Origin of the sequence: Priestia flexa (genome assembly GCF_021441905.1) — a bacterium.
In the GTDB taxonomy this organism is placed as follows: domain Bacteria; phylum Bacillota; class Bacilli; order Bacillales; family Bacillaceae_H; genus Priestia; species Priestia flexa.
In genome coordinates this window covers 1,388,137-1,414,899 of the sequence record NZ_CP090431.1, presented here as the reverse complement: position 1 = coordinate 1,414,899, position 26,763 = coordinate 1,388,137, and the positions used below count along the sequence as shown (strand labels likewise).

Below are 26,763 nucleotides of genomic sequence, written 5' to 3'. Positions count from 1 at the left end.
CTCCCATTTTTATATAAATTTTTATCTATAATTGAGTATTTTCGATAATAGTTGTAATCCCTAATCCCCCTGCAATACATAAAGTGATAAGACCATATCTTTTTCCCGTTCTTTCTAGCTCATGTATGGCCTTAGTGGCTAAAATTGCACCTGTGGCACCAATTGGATGTCCCATAGCGATTGCACCACCATTAGGGTTTACCTTACTTATATCAAGCTTTAATTCCTTTATTACAGCTAAAGCTTGAGAAGAAAATGCTTCATTTAGTTCAATCAAATCAATATCATTCAATCTCAACTTTGAAATTTGAAGCGCTTTCAAAGTTGAGTGGACAGGTCCAATTCCCATCAGATTTGGTGACACACCAGCGGCTGCTTGTGCTACGATCCTTGCCTTTGGTTTTTTCCCGATTCGTTTTGCTTCTTCTTCTGACATAAGTAAAAGAGCAGATGCGCCATCATTTCTGCCACTACTATTTCCTGCTGTAACCGTGCCATTTTCCTTAAATACTGGTTTTAATTGGGCTAATTTTTCTAGACTAGTTTCTCTCGGGTGCTCGTCCGTTTTAAATTCAGTTACTCCCTTTCTCGTTTTTAGTTGATATGGGACTATTTCTTTTGTAAATTTCTCATTAGAGATTGCTCTTTTCGCATTTTCCTGACTTCTTAATGCAAACTCATCTTGTTCTGTTCTTGAAATAGAGTACTTTTCTGCCAAGTTTTCTGCTGTCATTCCCATTGTTAACATGCCATACTCCTCAATAGGCTGTGAACCGGGTTGACTTGCAGTATTAGGATCTAACAATTGTCCATTTCCTGATTTTAATCCAAAACGAATATTCCTCATATAATATGGAGCCGTACTCATCGACTCTGCTCCGCCTGCAATAATAACTTTGGCTAAGCCGCATTGAATTTGCTGACTAGCTGAATTTATTGCTTGCACTCCAGACCCACACTGTCGGTGGACAGTATAAGCTGGTACTTCTACGGGAAAATCTGCGCGGAGTAGAGCTAATCTAGCCAAGTTTGATGCATCAGCACTTTGTTTTGCCTGGCCCATTATTACTTCATCGATTATATTTTTTGGAATATCCGCCCGTTTGACCACTTCTTCAAGAACCGTAGCTGCTAGAAAATCAGCAGGAACATTTTCTAATGCTCCTCCTAATTTCCCAATAGCTGTTCGAACAGAATCAATAATAACGACATTTGTCAATTTCTAAACCTCCGTATGATGATTATTTTTTGTTTATTTCTCTTAAACTATCTTCATATCGTTGATGAGCTATTTTCAAAGCAACGATAACTGCCTGTTGAGAAGGCGCTAAAAAGACAGTTGTAATTTCTTCTATTAACGGATTAATATCTTTACTAAAATCATATCCAACAATCATTCTCTTAAAAAAATCCTGTGCTAATTTTGTTAAAAAAGTAAATTCTGCATTAATAATAATGTGGCTTTCTTTATGAATTTCGAGTACTATACCTGCATATTTATTATTTTCGTACATACTTGTATTTTGTGGTGCTTTTGCATAAGCAGTAATTAATAATGTAGACATTCCCATAAAATTACATCCTTTCAAGATAACCTGTAAATATTTATTAACTAGACAGGGTACTATTATTCTCCCTACTAGTTTATATTACTACTTACAAATTCTCTTGAATAATGTTTTATTTTCTCTTTATCTATTACCATACCGAACCCTGGCCCACTTGGAATTTTGATTTTAAAATCCTCATATTCAATTTGATTTATTGTTACATTATCTTTAAACAGTAAAGGACCAAATAGTTCTGTTCCGAAAGTGATTTCTGGTATCGTTGAATAAAGTTGGGCGCAAATAGCAGTTCCTAATGATGATTCAATCATTGTTCCACCATACATGGGTATTCCAGATGCTTCTGCAATTGCAGCGACTTTCTTAGTTGCAGTCAATCCACCTGCTTTTGGAACTTTTAGAGCAAATATATCTGCTGCTCTATGCTTTGCAATTTGATAGGCTTCTTGAATGGTACCAATTGATTCATCCGCCATTATCGGTACTTTAAATCGAGAAGATAACCTTGACATACCTTCATTGTTCCAACGAGCTAATGGCTGTTCAATTAGGTCTACACCGCTACTTTCTAATGCTTCAATACAGTATAGAGATGTTACTTCATCCCAAGCTTGATTAATATCAACTCGAACACTGGCTTCATCTCCAACTGCTTCTTTAATTTTGATTACGTGAGCTACATTCTTTTTAGGATCCCCTTTTCCAATTTTTAATTTAAAGATATTATGCTTTCTCGTGTTTAAACAATGTCGAGCCTCTTCAATATCTCTTGTCGTGTCTCCACTAGCTAATGTCCAAGCAACAGGTAATGAAGTATGACATTGTCCACCGAATAATTCATAACTTGGAATATTATTTGTTTTAGCTACTAAGTCAACCATTGCTGATTCAACCAGTGATTTTGCAAAATAATTTCCTTTCACATGTATGCCAATCATATGGGAAAGGGAATCAAAATTAACCGGATTTTTTCCGATTATTAACGGCTTAATGTATTTATCAATATTCCCTTTTATCGCTTCTGGGCTTTCTTCTGAATATGAAGCACCACCAATTGTGGCTACTTCGCCCCATCCTTCAATTCCATCTTCACTTTTCATACGAGCAAGAACAATTGTTTGTGTCACAATTGTATGCATGGCCAAATGATGGGGGCGAACTGTAGGTAGATCCACGATGTAAACATCTAGCGAATGTATTTTCACCTAACTTCCTCCTTTATTTTGACAATAAAATCTGCTGCTGTCTTTTCTTTCACTTCTTCAAGTGTGACACCTGGCATTAATTCGATTAATCTTAGCTTGTTATCAGCAACCTCGAAGACTGCTAGTTCAGTAATAATTAAGTCTACGCTTCTTGTGGAGGTAATCGGGTAGTTGCATTTCTTTAACAACTTACTTTTCCCATCTTTTGATGTATGTGTTGTGGTAACAATAACTTTCTTTGCTCCAACAAGTAAGTCCATTGCCCCACCTACGCCCATAATGTTCTTACCTGGGACTGCCCAGTTTGCAATTTGCCCTGCCTGATCCACCTGTAAAACACCAAGGATTGCAACATCAACATGGCCACCGCGAATCATTCCAAAAGATTCGGCGCTATTAAAGAATGATGCTCCAATAGTTTCACCAACTGGTAACTTCCCTGCATTCACTAGATTAGGATCTATTTGATCTCCCTCAACATCTGTAACACCTAATAATCCATTCTCTGTGTGAAAATAAATATTTTCATCTTCAATAAACTTTGCCACTAAAGTTGGAATTCCTATTCCTAGGTTTACTACACAAGGTCCTTTTAATTCTTTTGCCGCACGTTTTGCTATTGATACTTGTATTTGCTTTTTTTCACTTAACATCAACAACACCTTCTTTCGTCAAGGTTTTTCGAGCCTTAATAAGGATATCGACGAACAAATGTGATGTCACAACTTCTTCTGGAGATAGTTGGCCAGGTTCAACAATTTCATCTACTTCTGCTATTACTACATCTGCTGCTGTTGCCATCAATGGATTAAAATTTCGAGCTGTTTTATAATAAACTAGATTTCCAAGTGTATCTGCTTTCCAAGCCCTAATTAAAGCTACATCTGCTCGTATAGCCGGCTCGAATATATATTTAATTCCGTTAATTTCTTTTTCTTCCTTGTTCTTTGCTAATTCTGTCCCTACCCCTGTTTTTGTATAATATCCGCCAATACCTGCACCGCCAGCACGCATTGATTCGGATAATGTTCCTTGGGGTAATAACTCTAATTCAATTTCTCCTCTTTGATAAGAATCCCCCACCTCCCGGTTACTTGTAAAATAAGATCCAATGGCTTTTTTTATTTTTTTCTGGCTCAATAAAGTCCCCAAACCTTTACCTTTCTCGCCTAAGTTATTACTAATAATCGTTAATCCTTCTATATCTTTTTTTGTTAAACCATCAATTAGTGTTAGAGGAGCACCAACTAATCCAAATCCGCCTACCATTAACGTATGTCCATTTTTCACACAAGATAATGCAGACTCTATATCTCTGTGTATTTTCCCCATAATTTTCTCTCCTTTAATTAGAACTCTTTACTTTTCTATTAATGAGTCACTTGCTTCAAACCAAGCAGGAATACCTGCCGTTAATAAACAAATAAATCCCAAATCCGCTAACTGAGCTTCCGACGCTCCGTTTAGCCTTGCTGCTTCCATCCATTTCCCTGCTTTTTCCCCCTGTAACTCTGTTATAAATACTCCAGCCATAAGAACATACTTCATCTTTTTAGAAACAATTGAATTACTTAATATATAGTCTTTAAGTAATTCTTCGTCCTCTGATTTAACAAGCTTTAACACATTTTCTACAAAGGAATGGTCCTCATTCCCTAAAAGCTTAATCATGTAAAGAAGAAGTTCTTCAGTTGTATTGTATTCCTGATTAGCTTGTTCAACATCGATTCCTTTTAGTGAAAGTGCATATTCTAATGATTTTATTGCCGTTTGTAATGATTTCACCCCGTTATATAAGTATGGAACAATCAGATATTCAACAAGTTCTGGTAAAGTTGCTCCACCGTCTATTGCCCCTTTTGTGTGATAAATCATACTTCTCTCATATAATCTTGCTGCATTCATCCCTACTAGTAAAATATCTTTTTCCTTTCTTTTTAAAGCGCTTTCTTGCATAATGTCACTACGTAAGTTTGTATAGTGGTCAAGCGCATTCGGACTATAATCGTGCATTTTTTGAACCCACCCAGGGACTACATCATAGACTTCTTTGAAATACGATAATCCTCTACTCATTTTATCAACGCCTTTTTAAATTAATTGTGAATTCAAAATGGAAAGTGCTCTTATAGGTGATGCAGTTGCATTTTTTAATTTCAAGGGTATCCCGAAAAACAAAAAGCGAGAATGTTTAGGCAATTGATCTAAGTTAATCAAATTCTCTACAATATAGATTTCATTGCTAAGCAATAGCTGATGAACGTTGCTTTCTATATTACTTTTCATATGAGCATTCGGTAAATCTAGTCCCACAGCATGTATTTGTTTTTCAATAAACCATTTTGCAGCACTTTCATCCATGGCTTGAGCTTCAAAAAAACCCACTTCGCCCCAGCCTTTTTCCCATGTTCTAATAAGAACGATGTCGTCTTTTTCTACATAAACTCCTTGTCTTCTTTCCGCCTCTTCCAATAAATCTTTTGTGACTGGTTCATGCGGCTCCTTTAATATACTTACATCTAAGATTAATGAATCACCAAACATTTTTTCTACATTGATTTTTTCCACAGAATCTCCAGTTTCAATATAATGGGATGGTGCATCTACATGTGTTCCACTGTGATCTGGTAAAGAAATGAATCTAGGCTCCCTCTCTTTACAGAGGGAATTATTATACATTCCCTTTTTTTGTTTAGAAGAATGTTTTTTAATACGAACTTCTACCTGGTCATTATCTGTTATGAGACCATCGTAGAGTTCTAAAGTTAAATCAATTATTTTCATCTTAATAAAACCCCCAAAATATTAAACGCTTAAATTATTGCAATAAAAATGGCTATCTTAAACATTACTATCCAAAAATGATAGTAGTTGTTCAAGATAGCCAGTTAGTTCATCAATTTTATTAAAAAGGGTTGTTTTTTAATAATTAATGAATAGGCAATAATTCATTTGTTAATTTTATTTTACACTATATTTTTATAAATTCAACAGTTATTCAAAAAAATTCTTAATATTTTAAAGTTTCACACTATTTTTTAAAAATACGTTTATCGCTTGATTAATCTCTTCTCTATTCTCAAACACCATTGTGTAATGATTACAATCTGAAGTAACTGTTTCTATATTAGCTATGTAGTCCTTCGTATCGTCATAAGCTTCTTTATAAAACAGAGGTGGAAATTTTCCAATATCACCACTTGCATGTACTAATAAGGTAGGACAAGAAATCTGTGAGCATATTTCCTTCGGTATGAATGAATAAAAACTATTAAAATCTGCGAGAATACTACTTTCTGATGATTTATTTTCCCAATGTCCTTCCACTTCATGAACTTCATACTCTACTACACTTTGCAAATGTTCAGTCCATTTAACTCCTAACCTGTTATAGATTTCTTTAATTTCTTCAACATAACCTTCTTTGGAATCATATTTTTTGCTAAGCCTTCCTAATGATGGTTGAACAATATCTCTCTGTTGTTGAGTTGATGTAGCCGCGCCATCAAGCAAGATCAATCCTTTTACTTGTTTTAATCGACTTGCTACAACTGCTGAGATAAATGCCCCCATTGAATATCCTAATAAGATTGGATTTGCGATATCTAATTTATGAATTAACGCAATAATATCTTCTGCATGCTTAAAAAGAGAAGTGTCTTCATCTGTTTCTGAACTATTTCCTCTTCCTCTCAAGTCGACCGCAATTATTCGATATCTTTCCTTTAACATTTCTGCATAATAGTGCATTTGTTTATGATTACCTGTTAAACCATGAATTGCAATAATTGTTCCTTTTTTTCCGGGATAATCGGTAATATGAATTCTTTCCTCACCTATTTTTTCCACACTCATTCGCATAGGAATACTCCTCTTCTTAATTTTATTTATAAAATTGTAATTATTAACTTTAATACTCTGTAATTATTTGCGTAGTTTTTCTAAGATCAAATTTTAGAAACTTAATGTAGGGATGGCAAGCCTCATAATTACCCTAGCATACAGCTCACGTCTTTCTTTTAAACGTTTACATTGTTGCTAAAAAAGGCTACCTTAGCTTTCCAATTAACCCATAGGAAAGTTAAGGTAGCCAGTTATTTCACTAATTTTCATTAAAAAAGGTTATTTTTTAATGGTTAATGAACAGGCAATAATCAAATAAATGTAATAATTCTATTTTACAATAAGTTTTATAATTTTCAATAAAATCATTGATTAAATAATTTTAAAAATAGGATTATGAAGGTTAGAATAAATTATATTTTATAATTTCCCTTAGTAAGATGGATTGTACAATGGAAAGCTTCCATAAAATGCTTTTGATTGATCATCCTGACAGGTGCTTTAGAGAAGCTGAATTATAAGGTTTTCTTTATGGACCTTAGTCCATTTCTCCTTATTATTGATTTAATTTTGATTGACAACAGACTTATTGAAAACTGGCTTATCTTGCAATCTAAGTTCAAAATCCAAATGTGCAGTGTAATAGTCGTTCTTCAATCCTTTTTCTGTCCCCTCATGTTTATCGAGCTTAGTAATTAAGCTTCCACGAACTCCTTGTGCTACGTCATCTTCTAAATATTGATCGCCTTCAAAATAAATTTGAGTAACTAACTTATCGCCGTTTTCTGGTTGGAATAAGAGATGCAAATGAGCTGGACGATAGGCATGGTGATCCACCCATTTTAAGAACTGACCTGACGGTCCATCAGTTGGCACTGAATAATTACCTGGAACAACTGTCTTCACTTCGAACCCTCCATTGGCATCAGTGTAAAATACACCTCGGAGATTATTAGCTGGAATCCCTTCCGCAAAGTATGAATACTCGCCATTCGCATCTGCTTGCCACATATCAATCTTCGTATTAGCAAGGGGATTTCCATCGATATCTTTTACTGTGCCTGAAAAGTAGAGGACATCGCCCGGCTCATTTTCACGTTGAGGCAATACTCCTGGATTTTGAATATCAGGTGTATTCTCAATGTAGTAAGGACCTAGAATAGTAGGTTCAGTCCCTTTTACATTCTTATACATTTCTTGGAGGGCATGTGTTTCAAAGAATACGTCCATGAACAAAGGAATCTCTCCTGCTTTTCCAAGCTGATCCATCCAATTGACAAGATTTTGATAATCATTATGGTCAATTTCGTATTCGCTAATTAATTCTTTAAATTTAACAACTAATCCATTATACACATCAATTACTTTTTGATTTTTCATTTTTATCTCTCCTTAGGTCCTTGGAAATTCTCTGTTTTCAATAATGGCTATAATCACTAACACACCTGCAAGGTATAAAGTAATGATTATATATCTTCCTTTCTACTCATGTATCTCTACTTATACCTCTGCTGAACGAATTTGGTATTTCATCCGAAGGGTATCCATTATTCATTTAATTTTTATAATATTTATCATTCTTTCTTTTATAAATGACTTATACATGAATATTCTCAAATAATTCCCTTCCCAGAAGCTCATTTGCTAGTTCATTTTCTTGATTATAAATCAGGTTTCTAATTCTAGTAGAAGATACCGTTTCTCCTCTTGAACATTTAATTAAGGGATGAATAAATGTGTTAAAATGTTTAGCTAAATATTCTGTTGTCCCTTGCTTTCCTTTACCAAATTGAAAACTAGGTCCTACCCATATTTCTTTTGGAGATAAATGGTTCAATTCTTCTAGAAAATCTTTAGCACTTTTGGAGATATAGTGCTTATCAAAATTCGCTACAATCACATAATCTACATTAAGTTTCTTTATAAAAGTTACTTTTTCTTTAACATTTGTCAATATCATCTGTTTTTGAAAATAAGCCCTAGGAGGAGGATCAAAGGTGTATACTACTGAAGGAACATTTAACTTTTGTGCACGGCTCACGGCTTCAGATATCAATGATTGATGCCCAATATGAATTCCATCAAAAGCTCCAATCGTTACAACAGATTGGTTTAGTTCTAATTCTCCTTCTCTGAATACATTCATAACTATTCCCTCCATTTTTTAATGGTTTATAATTATAAAGAGGGAATCAGCTGATCCCCTTCCTATATACTTTCAGGCTTATTGGATTTGTTTCCTAAAAACCATTTTCTTTATTTGGAAAAATAGCTAACATCATCAGGATTAATCCATGTATCATTTGTCCAACCATTTAAGTCATAATCACTCATACATTCGTCTACAAATTTTTCAAACCTTTCAGCATCTCCATTTTCATTTGCAACAATTACATTTTCCAAACGGATATTTTCGTGATTACCAGAATAGTTTCTTTCATATAATTCATGTCTACCACCATATTCTGTACCGACGACGTCCCAAAGCAATTTAATTAGTTTGATTTTATCAACAGCTTCGACTCCATCCGATCCTCTATATAATTTATCAAGGTACGGGCGTAAGTCTGGATTGTTCCAATCACGTACGCTTGAAGGCTGAACAATCAAGCTACCAGCGACTACGTTTTCGATGATCTCTTTGATTTTTGGCCACCCTTCTGACATAAAGACACGATAAGCCATCCCGTAATTTAAATTAGGAAGCACAGAGCCATTGCGTCCTTGGTCTGGATTAAGTGCCATTGCATCACTCATTGCCCAGAACATGTTTTTCCAAGCTAATACTTCTCCTACATTCGTCTGTACCCCACGGAACGAATCAGTGCCATTTATTTTAACTGCTTTCAAAAGTAGTCCTGCAATAAAATCAAGTTTTACAGCCAAGCGAGTGAGTCCGTGAAATGTAAAACGATTAAGAAATCCGCTATCTTTAAAAAAGCTATTGATTTTATTTACATCTTTGTAAATAAAGATATTCTCCCAAGGAATTAGAGCTTCATCGAAAATAAGAACGGCATCATTTTCATCAAAACGACTGCTTAAAGGATAATCATACGGACTTCCCATTACTGCAGCGTTCATTTCGTACGAAGCTCTGCATACAAGTTTCACCCCTGGAGTATCCATCGAAGCAACAAAACATAGTGCCATTTCCTCTTTAGTGATAGGAGCCGCACCGTAGTTAGCGACAAAATTATAATTTGTTAAAGCGGATCCAGTGGCGACCATCTTAGCTCCACTAACGATAACCCCGTCCTTTGTCTCACCTACAGCTTTAATAAAAATATCTTGTACAGCTTCTAAGGGTTTGTTACGATCAACTGGTGGATTAATGATAGCGTGATTAAAAAACCAGTTTTTTTCTTGCGCTTCCTTATACCATTTTCTTGCATTATCCGCATATTCACCATAGTAATCTGGGTCTGCACCAAGTGTAGTTAAAAAACCCGCTTTATAATCCGGTGATCTACCCATTTGTCCATATGACAACTTTGCCCATTCTGCAATCGCATCTCTAGATTTTAAAAGGTCTTGAGCACTTTTATCAACTTGAAAAAACTTTTGAGTGTATCCACCATTTCCTGTGTCCGTTTTTACTGTAAGTATGTCTTTTGTTTTCTCATCATGTAAAGCATCATAAAGTCTTGCAATTGATCGAGCAGAATTTCGAAAAGCAGGATGTGACGTTACATCTTTTACTATTTCTCCATGAATCCAAACTTCACGTCCATCCTTTAGACTTTCCAAGTATTCTGGACCTGTTAAAGGTGTTTTTACCAGTTCTTTTTGTTGAATGCTCATTCTGTTTCCTCCTTTTTTTAAAGCGCTTACATCTATAAAGCTATTATGAATTAATATAACAATTATTTGAACTGCAAAAAAATACAGATAATTTCGCTTATTCTCACAATATTTGTGGTTAAATAATTCAAAATCCGTCGTTACTTCGGTTGTATAATAAACAAAAAAAGACCAATTGTAAGGTTAATCATTACAATTGGTCTTCTTAGTTTACTTAAGTTGATTAATAACGGAAATAATTTTTTTCTTAATGTCTTTTTCTCATAAATAAAAACACAGTATCTTCAATTTGTGATTTTTCATACTTAAAACCTTTGTAACCTATTTTTTCATAAAATGAAATATTTTTGTAGCTCTTACTTCCTGTAAACAATTCAAAATCCGTATTCGGAAATAAGCTTTCAATTTCTTGCATTAACTTCTTGCCTATCCCCTTATTTTGATGGTTAGGGTGTACCATTAGTTTACCTATATAACAAATTCCATTTTTTTTAGTAGCTTTTACTGACCCAATTATATTTTCATTTTCGACACTCTTTAAAAAAATATTACTTTCAAATGCCTTTTCAATGTCCTCGAGGTTCTGTTTAAGGGGTTCTATATCATGATTCTCATAGATCTCTGCTTCACTTATATAGGCTATTTTTTGCAACGAAAGAATTTCTGCAGCATCACGAACAGTTGCTCTTTCAATTTTATTCATTAAACTATACTCCTATCACAGCAGACTTCAATATAATATCTTCTAATTTATAATGCTTTCCAACTTTCAAATGAAAAATTTTCGTTAATTATTTGTAATGCAAAGTAAACTCCTATTGCTAATTGATACTTAAAGCGCCCTGCTCCTGTTTTTAAATCAACCTGGCAAAATGATTCAATTTTTTCTAAACGATAACGTAAGCCAGCAATGGATAGATGCAGATCATCAGCAGTTTGTTGTAAATTACCATTGAAATCCAAATAGGACTTCAATGTGATAACCAAATTCCCTTGATTAAATCTATCATATTCTACTAGTTTTCCAATGGTATTTTGACAAAAATCAACCATTTCTTCTTGATTTCCACCTTTTAGAAGCATAATGACAGGCTCTAATTCTTCAAAATAGGTAACTCTACTGCCTGTAGGATAAGTGAGCTGTATAAAGTCACATATATGACAAGCATCCTGATAACTTTTTGCTAAGTCTTTCAGATTTTTAGCTACGCGTCCTAAACTTATATATATTTTGGCATGTTTAAATTTATTTTGAATATCAGAATATATGTTCTTTGAAAATTCTTCTATACCAAGAATTTTTTCCTCAGAAAAGATCATAATAATATAGTTATCTTTTAAAAAAATATCAATATTCGGATAGGCACTAATAAGATATTGAAGAACTTCTTCTTTTTTAGACTCAGGATATACTTTTAATGTAAGAATACGATTTGGGACATTGGGATTAAAATCAAAGACATTCATATATCGTTGAAGAGCATTTTGATTATATTTATTATTCAAGATTTCCTCAAAAAAATATTCTTTTTTTTCCCCAATTGATTTAAGTAGCTTTCTTTGATGAAAAATTTGTACCGTACATACCATAAGCGACCTTTGGATAATCATTCTTTCTTTCTTATCTAGCTTTTTATTTCCTATGACAATCATTTGTCCTAGGGGCATATCATGAGCTCTTATGGGGAATATTTCAATATTATCTTCAAATTCTTTTGACATCTCTTTACTTCTATTCCATTTATTGTATAATAATTGATCGCAATTTTTTATAAAAAAACCTTCCACTTTGTCGTGAAAATAATCTATAATTATACTTTTTTGAAGAGTTTCAGCCATTACCTTAACAGTATCAAAAATATCCTTGTCCTCTAGTAACATATCAGTTAATTGCTTCTGTACACTCTCTGATTCAATAATATTTTCATTTAATTCTTGAACTTCCTTATAAGCTCTATCTAATTCAGATAATAATGTTTCCGATTCATAATATCTAAGATTTTTTTGTTGATGCTCATCATTGGAATCCACTGTTTTAGCAACAAATCGGCAGTGAGGATCTCCCTTACCCTCACACGCTTCTTCGTATACTACTACCTTTTCACCAAATGTCTTGGTTAAATAACCACTGGCATATCCAACAAGGATCCAACAAATTGGATCCTTACTTTTCCCAAAATAATTAATATGTTCTATTACCTCGAAGGAATTTCCCCACTGTCCTGTAAAATGAAGGCTTTTTTCATCAAATTCAATGATATCAGGTTCAACTGTAGCTGTACCTTCTAATGTATGAAGGTAAGGACCTGCCAACAAAAGTTCTTGTTTTGAATCCCATTGATACATCTCTTCTATAGTTTCTCCATCCTTAAAACCACATGCCCATCCATATCTCATTAAAAAACCTTTTGCTCGCGCTGAGCCCAAAGTATTGACTAAATCTCTTCGAAGTATCCCTAATGCTTCTACTGAGACTAGCGTCATTCTTTTACCATTAAACTTAATCATTCCAGTACGGGGATTAATGTCTATTAATTTATCAAAAAGTAACTGATATGCCTTCATATTTCTCCACCCTTTTACTACTAGTAGCAGGTAGCACTATTTTGTAATAACATTTGAAAATTTTCCACAATAGTAAGCTAGTGGATTTCCATCATTATATTTGAATTCATTGACTTTACCTACGTAAAGCACATGGTCTCCACCATCATATTCGGCCCAAGGTTCACATTCAACATACGCTAATGAATTACTTAGCCGGTTACATAGATTACCTTTTTCCCATTTAAACGGAAGATCTTCCAAAGGACGTCCAGCAAAATGCATCGCTATGTCTTGCTGATCTTCCTTTAAAATATTCACAGTAAAATTATTATTTTTCATAAATTCATGCGCTTTGGTCTTTCGATCTACAGACACAAGAACAAGTGGTGGATCTAAAGATACTGAAGTAAAAGAATTAGCTGTTAATCCATGTGTACCTTCGTCAATATCACAAGTCACCACTGTTACCCCAGTAGCAAAATGTCCCATACAGTTTCTTAACTCTCTTCCATCCATTATAAACCCTCTCCCCTCAAATGTTAACGCTTACAAATATTTAATTTAATATTATCAATATTTTAGTTATTAATAAACCGCAAAAAATGACAGTCTAATATCAAGTTTCTATATTATTTTTATGGATTATACAATTAATTTATAGAAATACTTTGTTGTTATCTTATTATGATATTAGCGTAAAAGTACCAACTCATGAATCTATTACAATGATGATAAGCATAAATTAACCATTTAGTAGCGTTTTTAAGTTTTTCTGGGATAAATCGTATAATGTCCCTGACCCTTTAAAGTACCCACCGAAGTAATACCATAATGGAACGTAGTAAGCATAAAAATCATCTTCAAACTTAGTGCCATCGTAATCTATGACTAATTGTGATCGATACTCTTTTTCGAAACACTGTTCACTAGTTAAATTCTCGTCTTCATCTCCATCGATATCTCTGCAGACCCATATTCTTAAGTTTAGTTTTCCTTGTAATTTAAACTTACTGACATACTTCTTTTGTAGATCCGTACCGCATTTTTCTCCAATTCGTTCTAATTTTAATATTATTTCTTTTAAATCTTCATTCATTTCTTTCTCTGTAACGAACACATACTCATCGATTTCTTCCTGGTTACCTTTCTTAAATAATCTTTTAACTTTATCAAACATTGTTATTCCCTCCAATTAAATAATAAAGTTTATATAACTCACTTTATTATCAAACACGCCTGTTTCATCAGTGTTACAGCTTTTTATAAACATCTCCGTAGGCTATTTTCAGCTGTTCCTTTAATTGTTTATTTTCTTCTTCTAACTTTTGGTTTTTTCTTTTTAGAGAGGCAATAAGGGCAGCCTTATTATTTTGAGTCATTTCTAGCTTTATTTGTTTGGAAGTGGAGACTTGTGATTGTTGTTGTCGTAATAATTCTATTCTGTCACGTAAATCTCTATTGTTATAAAGTGTTGCCTTAGCCACTACTGCTTCATTAGATACACTATTAAAGTTAATCTTTTCATTGATGCGTATGAGTCTTTTTATGGCTTCGTCTACTTTCTTATAGGTATTGGCTTTACGCTTGGCATGAATAGCTTTTAAATGGGCAGAACGATCATATTCAGTCATTTTTAACACCTAACTTTCTCTTCATACGATCTTGTCTACCAAAGATAACGTTTCCTTCTTGAAGGGTATCTAAAATATTTCGATAACGTTGTAAATTCTTTTCGTTTTTTTCAGCTATATCCTTACGATTACGTTGTTTTGCTATTTGAATAGCTTTTGTAGTTGTTTTTATGTGAAGTTCATATTTTTGTTTATCTAACTCTGAAAAACCTACTGCTAAGTCTTTACAAGGGGTTTGATTATCTCCACAAGTTAGACAAGGAGGTGCTTCCACATGAGGACAGTTTCCATTTAACCGGGCGTGACAGGTTCCATAAGGGTTGTCCATCGCATTTAGCTTATGATCTTGCCATAATGCATCTAATAGGTCAGTTGGAATATCTTCCCCTGCTTGAATCTCTTGTACTTCCCCGTTTAAGTCAAAGCTAAAAACACCTTGCTTTATGACTGACTCAAAGGCTTTTCTTTTGGTATCATCTAATAGTTTTGCATATCTTAGTGTCATTTCTGGAGAAGCATGAGCCAATAACTCTTGTACTGTTAAAATATCTGCACCACCGTTTAACATTTTGACAGCATATGTATGGCGAAATTGATGGCTTTTAAAATAAATGCAATCTTTGCACTAGAACCTTTTGATTGGTGACAAAAACCAGCTAATATCCGGTCAAGATATTAGCTGGTTTTTTGTAATGAACACTTAGAGCGAAAAGAGCGCAATCCTTACTCCAGAAAAGCGCCCGATTGTGGAAAACCAAAGAGTAACAAACACCCTATCAGATAAATTCATAAAACGGATTCTCTGGTTCATCTTTTTTTAAATCCACATTATATTCACCAAGAAAATTGATGTACTCCTATTCTAACAAATTTTATTTAGGACTTACATGTATGCCTTCACTCTCTCGCCAATCTGCGTAAAGTATACGCTTTACATTATCATATCCATTGGTAGTTAATTGGTTATCTAACCACTGTTGATCAAATCCGAGTTCATGTAAATTATCCCATAAAATTTCCCCATCTATAATTAACGATGTTGGGAGGTCTACTGGACTTTCTGGAAGATTGAGATCTTGCTTGTCTGGTTTTTGATACTTAGATTTTAATAATAAACTTATTTGCCCATTAGCTTCCAATATACCGTATTTGACTTCGCGAACTGAAAAGACATTATTTTGACGGAGTATACTCAATACTTGATTTACATCCAATTTGTTCTTTGTAAGTAACTTTCTGTCCATAACACCATCTCGAATAATGATGTTAGGATTGCCTAATAAGAGAGAACGTGTCGATTTATTTTTTAGAGTCATAAACTCTATTCCCAACATAAGAAATGTCCACAATCCGATGGCATATAAAAAATGAAAAATCCCTACCTTATCTTCATAAATGGTATTTCCTAAAAAATCTCCAAGTACTAACACAAAAACTAAGTGAAACGGGGTTAACTGATAGATGGATGTTCTGCCTGTTATGATAATGATAAAAAATAAAGTGGCAAAACCAACGATGACTTTGATCGTCAGGAAACCAATATTAACTTCTTCCAAAGTTTTTTCCTCCAATTTAAATTTTACTTAGTTGTAAGATCTTGAGGTTTAGATAAAAATGATACAGCTTATCTTCTAATAAACGTATTTCCTTAAGATTTTCAAATATATTATCTATTGATATCACCCCTATATTTAAATTAAAAGCTAACAGATATTTTTGAATTCAAACTCTTTGAGCTGCCTTTTTAGTATTTCTATTTTTTGGTAATAAAATTCCATCGTAAATAAGAAAAAAACCCATATTGAAACCTTTTTACCTCTAGCTTTTTTCAACACAGTTCCAAGTAAGCAATACACCGCAGTGTGTAAGGCCACCACCAAAACCATATAGTGCAACAACATCTCCACGCTTCACCTTTTTTTCTCTTATCCCTAAATCAAGAGCAAGTGGAATGGATGCTGAAGATGTATTTCCACAATACTGTACGCTAGTTAATGTTTGATTCATCGAAAACCCTAGCTTTGCACTTATCGTTTCAATCATGCGTAAGTTCGCGCTGTGAGGTACAAACCAGTTAACATCCGATGGTTGATAACCTGCTTTTTCAAGCAGCTTTTTCACTCCTTTTGGTACTGTACGAGCTGCAAATTTATACACTTCACGACCATTTTGAACTAAATACCCTGACCTATCAATCTCTTTTTCTCCTATATGTGCAGATAGATTCGAACGATATAAGTGCTGTCCACCTGTTCCATCCGTACCATAATGGGTAGCTAAAAAGTGTGCATCTTGCTCGTTATATTCAAGTATCATCGCACCGGCGCCATCTCCAAAAAGGACGCACGTTGTTCGATCTGTATAATCCGTGATCTTTGACATAACTTCGGAACCTACCACGATTACTTTTTTATGTATCCCAGATGTAATTAATCCATTTGCAACATGAAGTCCGTACGTAAATCCAGCACACGCAGCACTTAAATCAAAAGACGCCGTTTGACTGATTTGAAAATATGCCTGAATTTGACTTGCAACGCTTGGTAAGGAATAATCAGGTGTTGTAGTTGCTACAATGATGCAGTCTACATCTTCAACGTTTACATCATATCTATCCAGTAAATTTTCAATTGCTTTTATCGCTAACGTGGATGTATATTCATCGCTTCTCGCAATTCGACGCTCTTTCATGCCAGTTCGTTGAATAATCCACTCATTATCTGTTTCCACTAATGCTTCCAAGTCTTCGTTAGTCAATCGGTTCTCAGGTACATACGTACCAATACCCATAATTTTCACTGCTGATTTTTTCATTGATTCACCTCAATAAATCGTTTTATACGTCATTATAACATGAGTTATTATAAGCTGGTACTAATTTTGTGACTATTTGTAGAACAATTGAAATATCTTTTACTAACATAAAAAAGAGCCTCTTTCAGTCAGAGAGGCTCCCTTTTAAATCACTTATTCATTATGATGATAACTGCGATATACGTGTTCTAACTCCGTCAATGTTAATTCAAATAAATGTTGGTCTCCTTTTTTATAAATTCCACTTTTAATCAGGCGATGAATCAGTTCATTTTTCCGCTTGGTTACAGCGCTGCGCAATATGTTTTCCATGTCCATCTCCTTCCTGGTATCCACTACTTTACTTAGAAGCAGGTGCTTTTGCTTTTATAAAGCGATTCTTTTCCGTATGATCCACCTGCGTAATTTGACCATCATGTAATGTAATGAGTACCGAACCATAGTTAATATCACTTAGTAACTTCACAATATAATCGATTTTCTCTTGCGTAATAGCTGCCATTTCATCCTACTCCTTTTATCTTTTTTTATTGATTTATCTATACAGTAAGTAAGAAACAAAGAAACAACACCTATAAGTACTTGTAATATGAGCAGAAGATAGTCTCATCATATGCCTCCTCACCTAACCATCTCCATTTGGAGATGAGATAAAAAAACTCATACTTTGTGGACAAAGTATGAGCCTTCGGTTGACCGATCAGCAAATTAACTATCTCATTTTTCCAAATAATCTATAGTATTATATTATTTACACTTTACCTATATGTCAAGTAGGAATTAAAAATTTGAATATTCTTTTTAGTTAAAATATGGTATTGTTTTATGTAACAAAAGGAGGTTCTATTGTGACAACTACCATTACCTATAAACGAAATCGTCCTATTAATGCGCAACAACTAATCAGCGTCTTTGCATCTTCTGGTATCAAGCGTCCTATCCAAGACGTGGCTCGAATCCAGAAAATGATTGACCATGCGAATTTGCTGATTACGGCTTGGGATGATGAAAAGCTAATTGGCATCGCTCGCTGCGTAACTGATTTTAGCTATTGCTGCTACGTATCAGATCTTGCCGTGTGTAAAGAATACCAGCAAAAAGGAATTGGAAAAACACTTCTCAATAAAATAAAAGAAGAAGCAACTGATCAATCAGCCATTATTTTATTATCTGCACCAAGCGCAGTTGAATACTATCCTCATATTGGTTTTGAACAAGTGGACGTCGCTTTTCGTATTCCTCGTTCCAATTAAAAAAGTCTCAAAGCACTTGTATAAACTCAGGTGCTTTGAGACTTTTTATCGGGAAGAAATACCGTGAACGTACTTCCTTTATTTATGCGACTTTCAACAAAAATCGAGCCTTCATGTAAGTTAACAATTTTTTTAGAAATCGCAAGCCCCAGCCCATTACTTTTTAGCGACCTTGATTTATCTACTGTGTAAAAGCTTTCGAAAATGTACTTTTGATCTTCTTCATCTATACCAATTCCCGTATCTTTCACTGAAACGGTTACACCTTCTTTCATAGAAGACATTGAAACTTCAATCGTGCCGCTTTGATGCGTATATTTAATACTGTTTGAAAGCAAGTTAAGCCATACTTGCTCCAGTAGCTCTTCATCTCCTTCAATCCTAACTCTTTCTAAATCGAGCTCAATCTCAAGTTCCTTCTCTGTCCACTGTGGCTCTAACGCCAGAATGACATGACGGATTTGTTCATCCAAATCGTACGTTTTATGATGAAACGGATGATGCTCAGCATCTAATGAAGCTAGCTTTAAAAGATTCGAGCTTAATTGTGAAAGCCTTGTACTTTCTTTTTCAATAATCGTTAAATATTGCTGCTTTTTATCTTCACTCACAATATTATCTTTTAAGGCTTTTGAAAAACCTTTAATAGAAGTTAACGGTGATTGAATTTCATGGGAGACGCTCGCAATAAACTCTTGTCTCATCGTTTCAATTTTGTTGAGTTCTTTTGCCATTTGGTTGAAATTTTTGGTTAATAAACCAATCTCATCGCTAGATGCATGCTCAACTTGAACCGAGTAATCCCCCTTACCTACTTTTTTCATCGCTCCACTTAATCGCTGAATTGGTTTGATAAGAATCGTAGAAACGTATGCAAATAAAATAATTCCAATAAACAACACGCTTATGAGCTGAATAAGCTGTACGTCTTGAATAACAGAAATTTGCCTTTGAGGATGCGACTGAACAAATAAAGCATATTTCTGATTATTTTCAATAAAGGGTATTCCCACAATGTTTGGTTTTGGCTTATTGGATGGTTCACTTTCAACCGTTGAAAACCGATCTCCCTGCAAAACATTATCTACAACGCTTTTGTCAATGGGCAAGGTCGGTCCTCGATCGCCTAATACTCTCCTATTATACTCGGAATCAACAATAATAAATGAAAAGTGAATAAATGATGTATTCGATAAAAACCGAGCGGCTTCATCGGAACCATTTGCACCGTATAATTGAATGAACTCCTCACCCATCCGAAACATATCCGGCTCTAGCTTATCACCTAGCCTGTCTTTACTTAAAAGTGTTGTAATAGTAATTGTAATAATAACGCTTAACACAATCGTTATAATAAACGAAAGCACCAGTTTCAAATAAATTGACTTCACATTAACACCCTTCTAGTTTATACCCTAGCCCTCGAACAGTTTTAATTTCAATATTTGCCTTAAGACCACTTTGATTTAAGCGCTCACGAATCCTTTTGATGTGGACATCAATAGTTCGTTCATCTCCTTCGTAATCGAAACCCCAAATACTTTGGATAAGCTGGTCTCTTGTGAAGATTTTCCCAGGTGAACTCGCCAATTTAAACAAAAGATCAAATTCTTTTAGAGGAAGGCTTTCAACATGGTCACCAACATGCACTTCAAGTTTCGTACGATCTAATCGTATATTTTCAATATGAACAATATTACTTGCTTCAATTCGATACCTTCTCAAAAGTGCCTTCACTCTAGCAACTAATTCTTCAGGGTTAAATGGCTTGACAACATAGTCATCCGTTCCAATATCAAAGCCTTTTAGCTTATCGTGAGCTTCACCTCTAGCCGTTACCATTAGTACGGGTATATCAAAATACTCTTTAATCTCTCTTGTTAATTCCCATCCATCTTTATAAGGCATCATAATATCTACCACGGCCAAGTCTACTCTAAATTCTTCTAACTTTTGCCACGCTTCTTCTCCATCTCCTGCTTCAATCACTTTAAATCCTTGTGTTTCTAGATAAACTGAAATCAGCTCTCGAATATGCTGATCATCGTCTGCTACTAAAATTTGAATCACGCTGTATTTCCCCCGTCCATTATCATCCTTTATCATGTGACTTTATTATATAAATTAAATATGAATTGAATATGAACAATGCTCTTACTTTGTTTTCAATCGCTCTTGTTGAACAATTTGCTGCAAGTAAGATAAAAATATATTCCGTAAATCTTCTCTTTTTAAAGCCATTTCAACCATTGCCTGTAAGTAACCAACCTTATCACCAATGTCGAAACGACTTCCTTTTAGCCGCACACTAAAAATCTGTTCATACTGAGATAAATCTTTTATCGCATCTGTTAATTGTAATTCATTTCCTACTCCTTTTTCAATTTTTTTTAGCGACTGAAAAATAGAAGGCGTTAAGATATATCTTCCCATAATGGCTACATTCGATGGCGCTTGCTCAGGTTTTGGCTTTTCCACCACGTCTTCAACTGAATATACATCCCCAACCACAGACCCAGCTTTAATAATTCCATACTTTGATACATCTTCTTTCTTTACTTCTTTAACACCAATAACCGATTGATTCAGTTCTTCATACACCTTTATAAGCTGCTTCAAAGCCGGCGTTTCACCTACCATTACATCGTCACCAAGCAAGACTGCAAAAGGTTCATCTCCAATAAACTTCTCTGCACACAAGATTGCATGCCCGAGCCCTTGAGGCTCCTGCTGCCTGATATAGTGTACGCTTGCCATCTTCGAAATACGCTGTACATTTTCTAATAGTTCATACTTTCCTTTTTCTACTAGCAGATGTTCTAATTCAACTGACTTATCAAAATGATCTTCGATTGCTTTTTTATGCTTACCTGTAATAAAAATAATGCTTTCAATGCCCGCTTCTACTGCTTCCTCCACAATATACTGCACGGCAGGCTTATCAACGATTGGGAGCATTTCTTTTGGAAGAGCTTTTGTGGCTGGTAGAAACCTAGTACCTAACCCTCCAACCGGAATGACTGCTTTTCTAACGTTCATAGTGTTCCCTTCCTTCCATTGTTTTTGTAAACACATAGCGATTTGTTAGCACAAAATTAATTCCTAAACTACCTATACTTGCAGCCCCTTTACTTACAAAAAGGTTGAAAGAGGCATATTCATGACATAACAGCAAAATAAGCGAACTACAAATGAATGTAACCAAATTGACAACTAAAAATTTAGTAACTTCCTTAACCGTTGAGGGCTCTTTTCGTTGAAACGTCCATTTTCTGTTTAGCGTATAGCTATTTGCAACTCCAGCTCCATAAGATATCCACTGAGCAATTAAATAATACATGCCAAATGACACGAGCACCATGTAGACGCTTAAATCAATTACCGTGTTTAAGACACCAACTGATGAAAACTTTGAAAATGCAAGTAAGCCTTTTTTATTCACGATGAGCAAACTTTCTTATCGGCTGTTGCTTGTATGTTTTTCTCACAATATAAAGCGGACGATTTTTGGCTTCGTCATAAATCCGACCAATATATTCACCAATCATTCCTAAAATCACCAAAGTAAAGCCACTAAACAACAGTTGAATAACAATAAGAGATGACCACCCTGCAATTGTGTTATCCGTAAATAGCTTTAAATATAAAACGATAATAAGATAGACAAAGCCGATAAAAGATAATGCTACGCCAGTATAGGTTGCTAGTTTTAAAGGCTTATATGAAAAGGAAGTAAGGCCATCAAGCGATAATTTCAGCATCTTTTTCAGCGGATATTTTGATTCCCCAGCTGCTCGTTCATCTCGTTCATACTCCAAGGCAATTTGCTTAAACCCAACCCAACTGACAAGACCTCTGACAAATCGATTCTTTTCTTGCAATAGCTTCATTTGATCGCATACTTTACGATCTAGCAAGCGAAAATCTCCCGTGTCTAGAGGGATTTCAATATCAGTCATTGAGCGCAGTAATCGGTAAAACATGGCGGCGGTATGCTTTTTAAAATACGATTCTCCTTTTCTCTTTGTACGCTTCGCATAGACTACGTCGTAACCTTGCTTCCATTTATCAATCATTTGGAGAATCAATTCAGGTGGATCTTGTAAATCTGCATCAATGACTACCACCGCATCTCCCTTGGCATAATCCATGCCAGCAGTAATTGCAATTTGATGACCAAAGTTACGTGCAAAATCTAACAGCATAACTGACGAGTCTTGTTGACTATATTGAATTAAAATATCTGCTGTTTTATCGTGGCTACCGTCGTTCACGAAGAGAAGCTCATACGCTTCTCCTGTGGACTTCATCACTTCTGTTAAGCGATGGTAAGTTGTATGAATAACCTCTTCTTCGTTATAAACAGGAATGACAATGGAATATTTAATTGCACTCATTTATTCTTCTCCTTTCACATCAACATAATAGAGTTGTGAAGCCCCTCCACCAGGTCCATCTTGTTGGCTATTCTCATTTTCTTTCCATTCTTCGGAAGGAATCTCTGTGCCGTTCTCCTGAATCCAGCTAATAATGTCAGAGTTTCCACCCATTCCTCGATTTCCAATTAAGAAGTAGTGAACATCTCCACTTGCAACAAGCTTTTCAAGTTCTGTAACTGTTAAAATGGAATCAGCCCCTGAAAAACCTCCCATCGTCATTACGGCTTCGCCCGTTTCAATGATATACGGTGCTGCCGCTGTGGAATCGAGCGTAGCAAATAGGTACTTTGTTCCGTTGCGATTCTTTTCAAGGAACGTAAGAAGAGATTGGTTAATCTGTCCATTCATTCCACGACCGTCATTCCTCTTCTCTCTATTGGTAGAACTCTTTTCATCATTAGGTGCTTCATTCGTATCTACTTGATTGTTATTGTTTATTGAGACGTCTTGTTCATCACCTGGAAATGCCATATCATCCATTTGAGGTAGCTGTTCATCTTGTGAAGACGTTGGACCCGCTTCTGGAAGCATGCTGTTTCCACCATAAAGAATTGGTGTCATTGCCCAGTAAAGTGGACCAATCACAAGCACAATAAGTGCTGCTGTCATCATATACGTATTGATTGCTGATCGCTGTTTCATACTCCCAAGTGCTAAAGCCAATGTAATTCCGATAATCCCCACAGCCAAGATAGATGCAAGACCGATTGTTTCACGATCCGGTAGCATAATGCTAACCTGCAACCCAGCTGTTAATGCAATACCTACCGGCAACAGCCATGACTTCCACCCTTCGAGGCCACGATATGCCTTCCATAAAACTGGAAGTCCTGCTCCTATTACTGCTGCTAACGGCGGTGCTAGCATGATGAGGTAATACTGATGGAAAAATCCTGCAATGCTAAAGAACACAGCTACTGGTACTAACCACGCTAACCAAAATACAGTATGAAGAACTTTCGTGCTTAGGGTTTCTTTTAATCTTGCCCCCCCCAACAAACTGATAATGCTCACAATCGCTAATGGTAAAAACCAGCTAATCTGATCTGCAAGTCCATCTTGAATTAATCGAAACATGCCAGGCGTTCCTGTATTAAATCTTCCAGTGTTTCCTCCACCAGGGTCATTGTTATCTCCGTCCATCTGTGGAGGGGATTGTCCGCCTGGTGCATTTCTAAAATTTGAGTCTTGTCCACTATCTAAGTTTGAGTTTTGCTGATTTTCATTGTCACTTGAATCAGTTGTATTTCCTCCACCTTGCATCCCTTCATTTTCTAATGCTAATTCATCTTGCATATCACCGCTTGGAGGTATCAGATGCTCACCTTGTTCTTCATTTTGTCCACGGCTTCCTTGGGGGCTACCCCCACCAGACATCTCTCCTGTCAAACGCGAAATACCGTTGTAACCGAGCGCTAGCTCTAATACTGAGTTTGTTTCACTACTTCCAATATAAGGCCTTTTATCTTCTGGAATTAAGTCAACAATTGTTGCCCATGAAAGCGATACAACAATTAGTAGTACTGTCGCTCCGGATAATAAGCCGATTTTTTTCTTCCAGTCAATCTTTGCTGATAGCCAGTAAAATAAATAAAATGCTGGTAAAACCATATAAGCTTGCATCATTTTCATATTAAATCCAACACCAATGAGCACAAACGCTAGAAACAGCCAGCGATGTTTTTTTATGGTTATCGCTTTAAACAGCATCCACGTTGCTAATAATAAGGTAAAAACAAGTAAACTATCGATGTTGTTGGTTCGACTAACGGCTGGAACAATTGGCGTTATAGCCATGGTTAGCGCAGCTATTCGCCCCGCAGCTACACCAAATACTTTTTTTATCACGACGTACAGCAGAATAACTGACCCTACTCCTGCTAACGCTTGAGGCAAAATCACACTCCAACCGTAAAATCCAAAAATCTTAGCACTAATCGTTTGAATCCAAAACGCAACGGGCGGCTTATCCACCGTTACGAACCCCGCTGGGTCAAACGATGCAAAAAAGAAGTTATGCAAATTTTGCATCATGCTTTTGACAGCTGAGGTGTAATACTGGTTGACATATTCATCTTCCCATATATTCGTAAAGTTTAAGGCTACAGCTAGTGTTAAAATCCACACTAACCATTTATCAATTTTTTTCTTTTTTCTATTCATTCTTTCACTCCCTTATTGATTGTAAGGCTAGTGTAATAAACGAATATGAACTGATTATGAACATTCTTCTTAGATTAACTATTTAGGTACAAAAAAAGCAGGTGTAATCTACACCTGCTTACCACTATAACCCTGCGTTACGCTGCAATCGTTTGGCAATCTCTGCGAACTCATCTGGACCGATTCCAGGAGCAAACTCTTCAGTTACCTCTTCTAAGTCTGGAATTTTCCCACCTTTAGGCGTTCCTTCAATGACTTCTAGCTTCCCACCATCTTCTGGGTGCGTACCTTTCCAAATCTTCGCAATTCCCATATAATCAGCATCACTAAATGTATAGAGACGGCGATGAACACCTTGGTCTTCATATTTTCTAGCAGCATCGAACGATTTGTTACTCAAATTTGGAATTGGCACTAGTTTTGTAACATCCACACCGGTTGCGATTTCTAACGCTTTAGCATATGCCACAACGTGAACCCCACCACGAACTAATAAATATCCAATCATTTCACGAGCAACTGGGTTATCTGTCATTTGGTATACCCTCATTTTATGGGTTCTTGCCCCACACTCCAAAAAGAAATTGTGCAATAAATCCAGAATTAAATTTCCACTATTAAAGACATTTTCTCCTGTCCAAGCTTTTCCCATAGAGTCGAATGGATAAGCTGTTTGCGCAGTGGCAATAAAATGCTGGGTATTGCGCACATCCTTTGCATCCTGCATTGGCGTAATGTCTGGATCACCAGGAAACGTAGATCCTTCTAACATAAGATTAATTGTATTGGATACGAGCTCTACATGCCCAAACTCTTCTGCTGTAATGCTCGCAACTAAATCATAAAATGGGCGCAGCTTTTTCTTTGTACGAAAATTAAATGACTGATACATATAGTTGTTTAGCGTAGACATCTCTCCAAACTTACCACCTAATAGCTCTTGTACAGCAGCAGCTGCGTTCGGATCTGGATTTTTCGGCTCTGGTAAATCAATTAATAATTTATCAATCCGCTTAAACATAGCGCATTCCTCCACTCTCTCTCTGAAAAATTCCATCCATTAAGATGTATGAAGTGATAAGGTTGTCTCATTCGCCAAATGAACTTTTACACAAAAACAGTGCACCTCAACCGTTAAACCATCTAACAATTGAGGCGCATTTTTTCTGCTTATTATTCAGGCATAATCCACACAATTTGTTGAATACGTACAAAGAAGCTAGAATCTTTTGATTGAATGACAACGTGATCAATTTTAACATCCTTAACTTTTCCACGTATGTTTCCACGTACGGTTTCAATAACTACTTCTTTCCCCTTGACTGATTCAAGAGTCGCAAATACATAAGGATCGACTTGGGTTACCATATAAGGCGCTTCATAATTACGCTCGTCTTGTTCATAAGCCATCCGTTTATCGTCTCCTTTTTTCTATTGTCGTTTTAATGTATGCATCATTCTTTCAAACATGAACATTTATTAACGTACACACTTAT

Annotated in this window: 29 protein-coding genes and 1 pseudogene; 1 reads left to right on the top strand and 29 read right to left on the bottom strand. The window is 35.5% G+C overall.

Annotated features, from left to right (window positions below; genetic code table 11):
- Positions 1–25: 25 nt before the first annotated feature.
- From LZP85_RS07160 to LZP85_RS07060, 21 genes and pseudogenes are all read right to left on the bottom strand, one after another.
- Complete coding sequence (locus tag LZP85_RS07160) at positions 26–1,219, bottom strand: thiolase family protein (protein ID WP_138117094.1); 1,194 nt, start codon at positions 1,217–1,219, stop codon at positions 26–28.
- Positions 1,220–1,241: 22 nt separating this feature from the next.
- A complete protein-coding gene (locus LZP85_RS07155; protein ID WP_138117095.1) occupies positions 1,242–1,571 on the bottom strand; it encodes a DUF3870 domain-containing protein in 330 nt (109 codons plus the stop codon).
- Positions 1,572–1,639: 68 nt separating this feature from the next.
- Positions 1,640–2,773, bottom strand: a complete 1,134-nt coding sequence (locus LZP85_RS07150; protein WP_138117096.1) for a muconate cycloisomerase family protein — start codon at positions 2,771–2,773, stop codon at positions 1,640–1,642.
- Positions 2,770–3,426 (bottom strand): 3-oxoacid CoA-transferase subunit B, encoded by a 657-nt coding sequence (locus tag LZP85_RS07145; protein WP_129542559.1) that lies wholly within the window; start codon positions 3,424–3,426, stop codon positions 2,770–2,772. Before LZP85_RS07145 ends, LZP85_RS07150 begins: the two co-directional genes overlap by 4 nt.
- Positions 3,416–4,105 (bottom strand): CoA transferase subunit A, encoded by a 690-nt coding sequence (locus LZP85_RS07140; RefSeq protein ID WP_206782443.1) that lies wholly within the window; start codon positions 4,103–4,105, stop codon positions 3,416–3,418. Before LZP85_RS07140 ends, LZP85_RS07145 begins: the two co-directional genes overlap by 11 nt.
- 27 nt (positions 4,106–4,132) lie before the next feature.
- Positions 4,133–4,849 carry a carboxymuconolactone decarboxylase family protein gene (locus LZP85_RS07135; RefSeq protein WP_206782444.1) on the bottom strand — a complete coding sequence of 239 codons (717 nt, stop codon included), beginning with the start codon at positions 4,847–4,849 and terminating at the stop codon, positions 4,133–4,135.
- Positions 4,850–4,864: 15 nt separating this feature from the next.
- Entirely contained in the window at positions 4,865–5,557 is a 693-nt protein-coding gene (locus LZP85_RS07130; protein WP_206782445.1) for a cyclase family protein, read from the bottom strand.
- A 234-nt stretch (positions 5,558–5,791) separates the two neighbouring features.
- Positions 5,792–6,628: an alpha/beta fold hydrolase gene (locus tag LZP85_RS07125; RefSeq protein WP_226639886.1), complete on the bottom strand. Its 837-nt coding sequence runs from the start codon at positions 6,626–6,628 to the stop codon at positions 5,792–5,794.
- Positions 6,629–7,180: 552 nt separating this feature from the next.
- A complete protein-coding gene (locus LZP85_RS07120) occupies positions 7,181–7,996 on the bottom strand; it encodes a dioxygenase family protein (RefSeq protein WP_234562123.1) in 816 nt (271 codons plus the stop codon).
- Between the two features lie 217 nt (positions 7,997–8,213).
- The gene (locus LZP85_RS07115; RefSeq protein WP_016765994.1) at positions 8,214–8,762 is read right to left on the bottom strand and encodes an FAD synthetase; all 549 of its coding nucleotides are present in this window, start codon (positions 8,760–8,762) and stop codon (positions 8,214–8,216) included.
- Between the two features lie 110 nt (positions 8,763–8,872).
- Entirely contained in the window at positions 8,873–10,420 is a 1,548-nt protein-coding gene (locus tag LZP85_RS07110; protein WP_206782448.1) for a 4-hydroxyphenylacetate 3-hydroxylase family protein, read from the bottom strand.
- Positions 10,421–10,667: 247 nt separating this feature from the next.
- Entirely contained in the window at positions 10,668–11,123 is a 456-nt protein-coding gene (locus LZP85_RS07105) for a GNAT family N-acetyltransferase (RefSeq protein ID WP_206782449.1), read from the bottom strand.
- Between the two features lie 47 nt (positions 11,124–11,170).
- Entirely contained in the window at positions 11,171–12,985 is a 1,815-nt protein-coding gene (locus LZP85_RS07100) for a XylR N-terminal domain-containing protein (protein WP_206782450.1), read from the bottom strand.
- Between the two features lie 36 nt (positions 12,986–13,021).
- Complete coding sequence (locus LZP85_RS07095; RefSeq protein WP_016765998.1) at positions 13,022–13,483, bottom strand: flavin reductase family protein; 462 nt, start codon at positions 13,481–13,483, stop codon at positions 13,022–13,024.
- 226 nt (positions 13,484–13,709) lie between these two features.
- Positions 13,710–14,144, bottom strand: a complete 435-nt coding sequence (locus tag LZP85_RS07090) for a hypothetical protein (RefSeq protein ID WP_226639824.1) — start codon at positions 14,142–14,144, stop codon at positions 13,710–13,712.
- Positions 14,145–14,217: 73 nt separating this feature from the next.
- The gene (locus LZP85_RS07085) at positions 14,218–14,598 is read right to left on the bottom strand and encodes a DUF6262 family protein (protein WP_206782452.1); all 381 of its coding nucleotides are present in this window, start codon (positions 14,596–14,598) and stop codon (positions 14,218–14,220) included.
- Positions 14,591–15,208, bottom strand: a pseudogene (locus LZP85_RS07080) (tyrosine-type recombinase/integrase); the annotation flags it as partial. The pseudogene LZP85_RS07080 and the gene LZP85_RS07085, both read right to left, overlap by 8 nt.
- Positions 15,209–15,470: 262 nt before the next feature.
- A complete protein-coding gene (locus LZP85_RS07075) occupies positions 15,471–16,154 on the bottom strand; it encodes a DUF421 domain-containing protein (protein ID WP_119542841.1) in 684 nt (227 codons plus the stop codon).
- 262 nt (positions 16,155–16,416) lie between these two features.
- Positions 16,417–17,412, bottom strand: a complete 996-nt coding sequence (locus tag LZP85_RS07070; RefSeq protein ID WP_206782453.1) for a ketoacyl-ACP synthase III — start codon at positions 17,410–17,412, stop codon at positions 16,417–16,419.
- Positions 17,413–17,565: 153 nt separating this feature from the next.
- The gene (locus LZP85_RS07065; RefSeq protein WP_206782454.1) at positions 17,566–17,724 is read right to left on the bottom strand and encodes a Fur-regulated basic protein FbpA; all 159 of its coding nucleotides are present in this window, start codon (positions 17,722–17,724) and stop codon (positions 17,566–17,568) included.
- 28 nt (positions 17,725–17,752) lie between these two features.
- Positions 17,753–17,914, bottom strand: coding sequence for a YezD family protein (locus LZP85_RS07060; RefSeq protein ID WP_206782455.1), 162 nt, complete (start codon positions 17,912–17,914; stop codon positions 17,753–17,755).
- Between the two features lie 346 nt (positions 17,915–18,260).
- Here LZP85_RS07060 and LZP85_RS07055 point away from each other — a divergent pair, with 346 nt between their 5' ends.
- A complete protein-coding gene (locus tag LZP85_RS07055; RefSeq protein WP_224840190.1) occupies positions 18,261–18,665 on the top strand; it encodes a GNAT family N-acetyltransferase in 405 nt (134 codons plus the stop codon).
- Between the two features lie 26 nt (positions 18,666–18,691).
- Here LZP85_RS07055 and LZP85_RS07050 read toward each other — a convergent pair whose 3' ends face one another.
- The 8 genes from LZP85_RS07050 to LZP85_RS07015 all read right to left on the bottom strand — a co-directional run bounded on the left by LZP85_RS07050 (position 18,692) and on the right by LZP85_RS07015 (position 26,677).
- Positions 18,692–20,056 carry a sensor histidine kinase gene (locus LZP85_RS07050; RefSeq protein ID WP_226639825.1) on the bottom strand — a complete coding sequence of 455 codons (1,365 nt, stop codon included), beginning with the start codon at positions 20,054–20,056 and terminating at the stop codon, positions 18,692–18,694.
- Position 20,057: 1 nt separating this feature from the next.
- Positions 20,058–20,735: a response regulator transcription factor gene (locus LZP85_RS07045; protein ID WP_078989856.1), complete on the bottom strand. Its 678-nt coding sequence runs from the start codon at positions 20,733–20,735 to the stop codon at positions 20,058–20,060.
- Between the two features lie 84 nt (positions 20,736–20,819).
- Positions 20,820–21,704: a UTP--glucose-1-phosphate uridylyltransferase GalU gene (gene galU / locus LZP85_RS07040; RefSeq protein WP_061786397.1), complete on the bottom strand. Its 885-nt coding sequence runs from the start codon at positions 21,702–21,704 to the stop codon at positions 20,820–20,822.
- Complete coding sequence (locus LZP85_RS07035) at positions 21,694–22,107, bottom strand: GtrA family protein (protein ID WP_025908873.1); 414 nt, start codon at positions 22,105–22,107, stop codon at positions 21,694–21,696. The genes galU and LZP85_RS07035 overlap by 11 nt, the downstream gene beginning before the upstream one ends.
- Complete coding sequence (locus LZP85_RS07030; protein WP_061786398.1) at positions 22,100–23,062, bottom strand: glycosyltransferase family 2 protein; 963 nt, start codon at positions 23,060–23,062, stop codon at positions 22,100–22,102. Before LZP85_RS07030 ends, LZP85_RS07035 begins: the two co-directional genes overlap by 8 nt.
- Entirely contained in the window at positions 23,063–25,267 is a 2,205-nt protein-coding gene (locus tag LZP85_RS07025) for an ArnT family glycosyltransferase (RefSeq protein WP_226639826.1), read from the bottom strand.
- 124 nt (positions 25,268–25,391) lie between these two features.
- Entirely contained in the window at positions 25,392–26,288 is an 897-nt protein-coding gene (locus tag LZP85_RS07020) for a manganese catalase family protein (protein ID WP_119543062.1), read from the bottom strand.
- Positions 26,289–26,440: 152 nt separating this feature from the next.
- Positions 26,441–26,677 carry a YuzF family protein gene (locus LZP85_RS07015; RefSeq protein ID WP_182840828.1) on the bottom strand — a complete coding sequence of 79 codons (237 nt, stop codon included), beginning with the start codon at positions 26,675–26,677 and terminating at the stop codon, positions 26,441–26,443.
- Positions 26,678–26,763 lie beyond the last annotated feature (86 nt).

Bases quoted from the DNA above. Each gene is read 5' to 3' on its own strand.
- LZP85_RS07025 (WP_226639826.1), bottom strand. From the start codon at position 25,267: ATGAATAGAAAAAAGAAAAAAATTGATAAATGGTTAGTGTGGATTTTA.
- LZP85_RS07015 (WP_182840828.1), bottom strand. From the start codon at position 26,677: ATGGCTTATGAACAAGACGAGCGTAATTATGAAGCGCCTTATATGGTA.
- LZP85_RS07120 (WP_234562123.1), bottom strand. From the start codon at position 7,996: ATGAAAAATCAAAAAGTAATTGATGTGTATAATGGATTAGTTGTTAAA.
- LZP85_RS07030 (WP_061786398.1), bottom strand. From the start codon at position 23,062: ATGAGTGCAATTAAATATTCCATTGTCATTCCTGTTTATAACGAAGAA.
- LZP85_RS07115 (WP_016765994.1), bottom strand. From the start codon at position 8,762: ATGAATGTATTCAGAGAAGGAGAATTAGAACTAAACCAATCTGTTGTA.
- LZP85_RS07060 (WP_206782455.1), bottom strand. From the start codon at position 17,914: ATGGCAGCTATTACGCAAGAGAAAATCGATTATATTGTGAAGTTACTA.
- LZP85_RS07110 (WP_206782448.1), bottom strand. From the start codon at position 10,420: ATGAGCATTCAACAAAAAGAACTGGTAAAAACACCTTTAACAGGTCCA.
- LZP85_RS07145 (WP_129542559.1), bottom strand. From the start codon at position 3,426: ATGTTAAGTGAAAAAAAGCAAATACAAGTATCAATAGCAAAACGTGCG.
- LZP85_RS07070 (WP_206782453.1), bottom strand. From the start codon at position 17,412: ATGAAAAAATCAGCAGTGAAAATTATGGGTATTGGTACGTATGTACCT.
- LZP85_RS07085 (WP_206782452.1), bottom strand. From the start codon at position 14,598: ATGACTGAATATGATCGTTCTGCCCATTTAAAAGCTATTCATGCCAAG.
- LZP85_RS07065 (WP_206782454.1), bottom strand. From the start codon at position 17,724: ATGGAAAACATATTGCGCAGCGCTGTAACCAAGCGGAAAAATGAACTG.
- LZP85_RS07105 (WP_206782449.1), bottom strand. From the start codon at position 11,123: ATGAATAAAATTGAAAGAGCAACTGTTCGTGATGCTGCAGAAATTCTT.
- LZP85_RS07100 (WP_206782450.1), bottom strand. From the start codon at position 12,985: ATGAAGGCATATCAGTTACTTTTTGATAAATTAATAGACATTAATCCC.
- galU (WP_061786397.1), bottom strand. From the start codon at position 21,704: ATGAACGTTAGAAAAGCAGTCATTCCGGTTGGAGGGTTAGGTACTAGG.
- LZP85_RS07020 (WP_119543062.1), bottom strand. From the start codon at position 26,288: ATGTTTAAGCGGATTGATAAATTATTAATTGATTTACCAGAGCCGAAA.
- LZP85_RS07095 (WP_016765998.1), bottom strand. From the start codon at position 13,483: ATGGATGGAAGAGAGTTAAGAAACTGTATGGGACATTTTGCTACTGGG.
- LZP85_RS07090 (WP_226639824.1), bottom strand. From the start codon at position 14,144: ATGTTTGATAAAGTTAAAAGATTATTTAAGAAAGGTAACCAGGAAGAA.
- LZP85_RS07130 (WP_206782445.1), bottom strand. From the start codon at position 5,557: ATGAAAATAATTGATTTAACTTTAGAACTCTACGATGGTCTCATAACA.
- LZP85_RS07125 (WP_226639886.1), bottom strand. From the start codon at position 6,628: ATGAGTGTGGAAAAAATAGGTGAGGAAAGAATTCATATTACCGATTAT.
- LZP85_RS07140 (WP_206782443.1), bottom strand. From the start codon at position 4,105: ATGGGGAAAATACACAGAGATATAGAGTCTGCATTATCTTGTGTGAAA.
- LZP85_RS07135 (WP_206782444.1), bottom strand. From the start codon at position 4,849: ATGAGTAGAGGATTATCGTATTTCAAAGAAGTCTATGATGTAGTCCCT.
- LZP85_RS07155 (WP_138117095.1), bottom strand. From the start codon at position 1,571: ATGGGAATGTCTACATTATTAATTACTGCTTATGCAAAAGCACCACAA.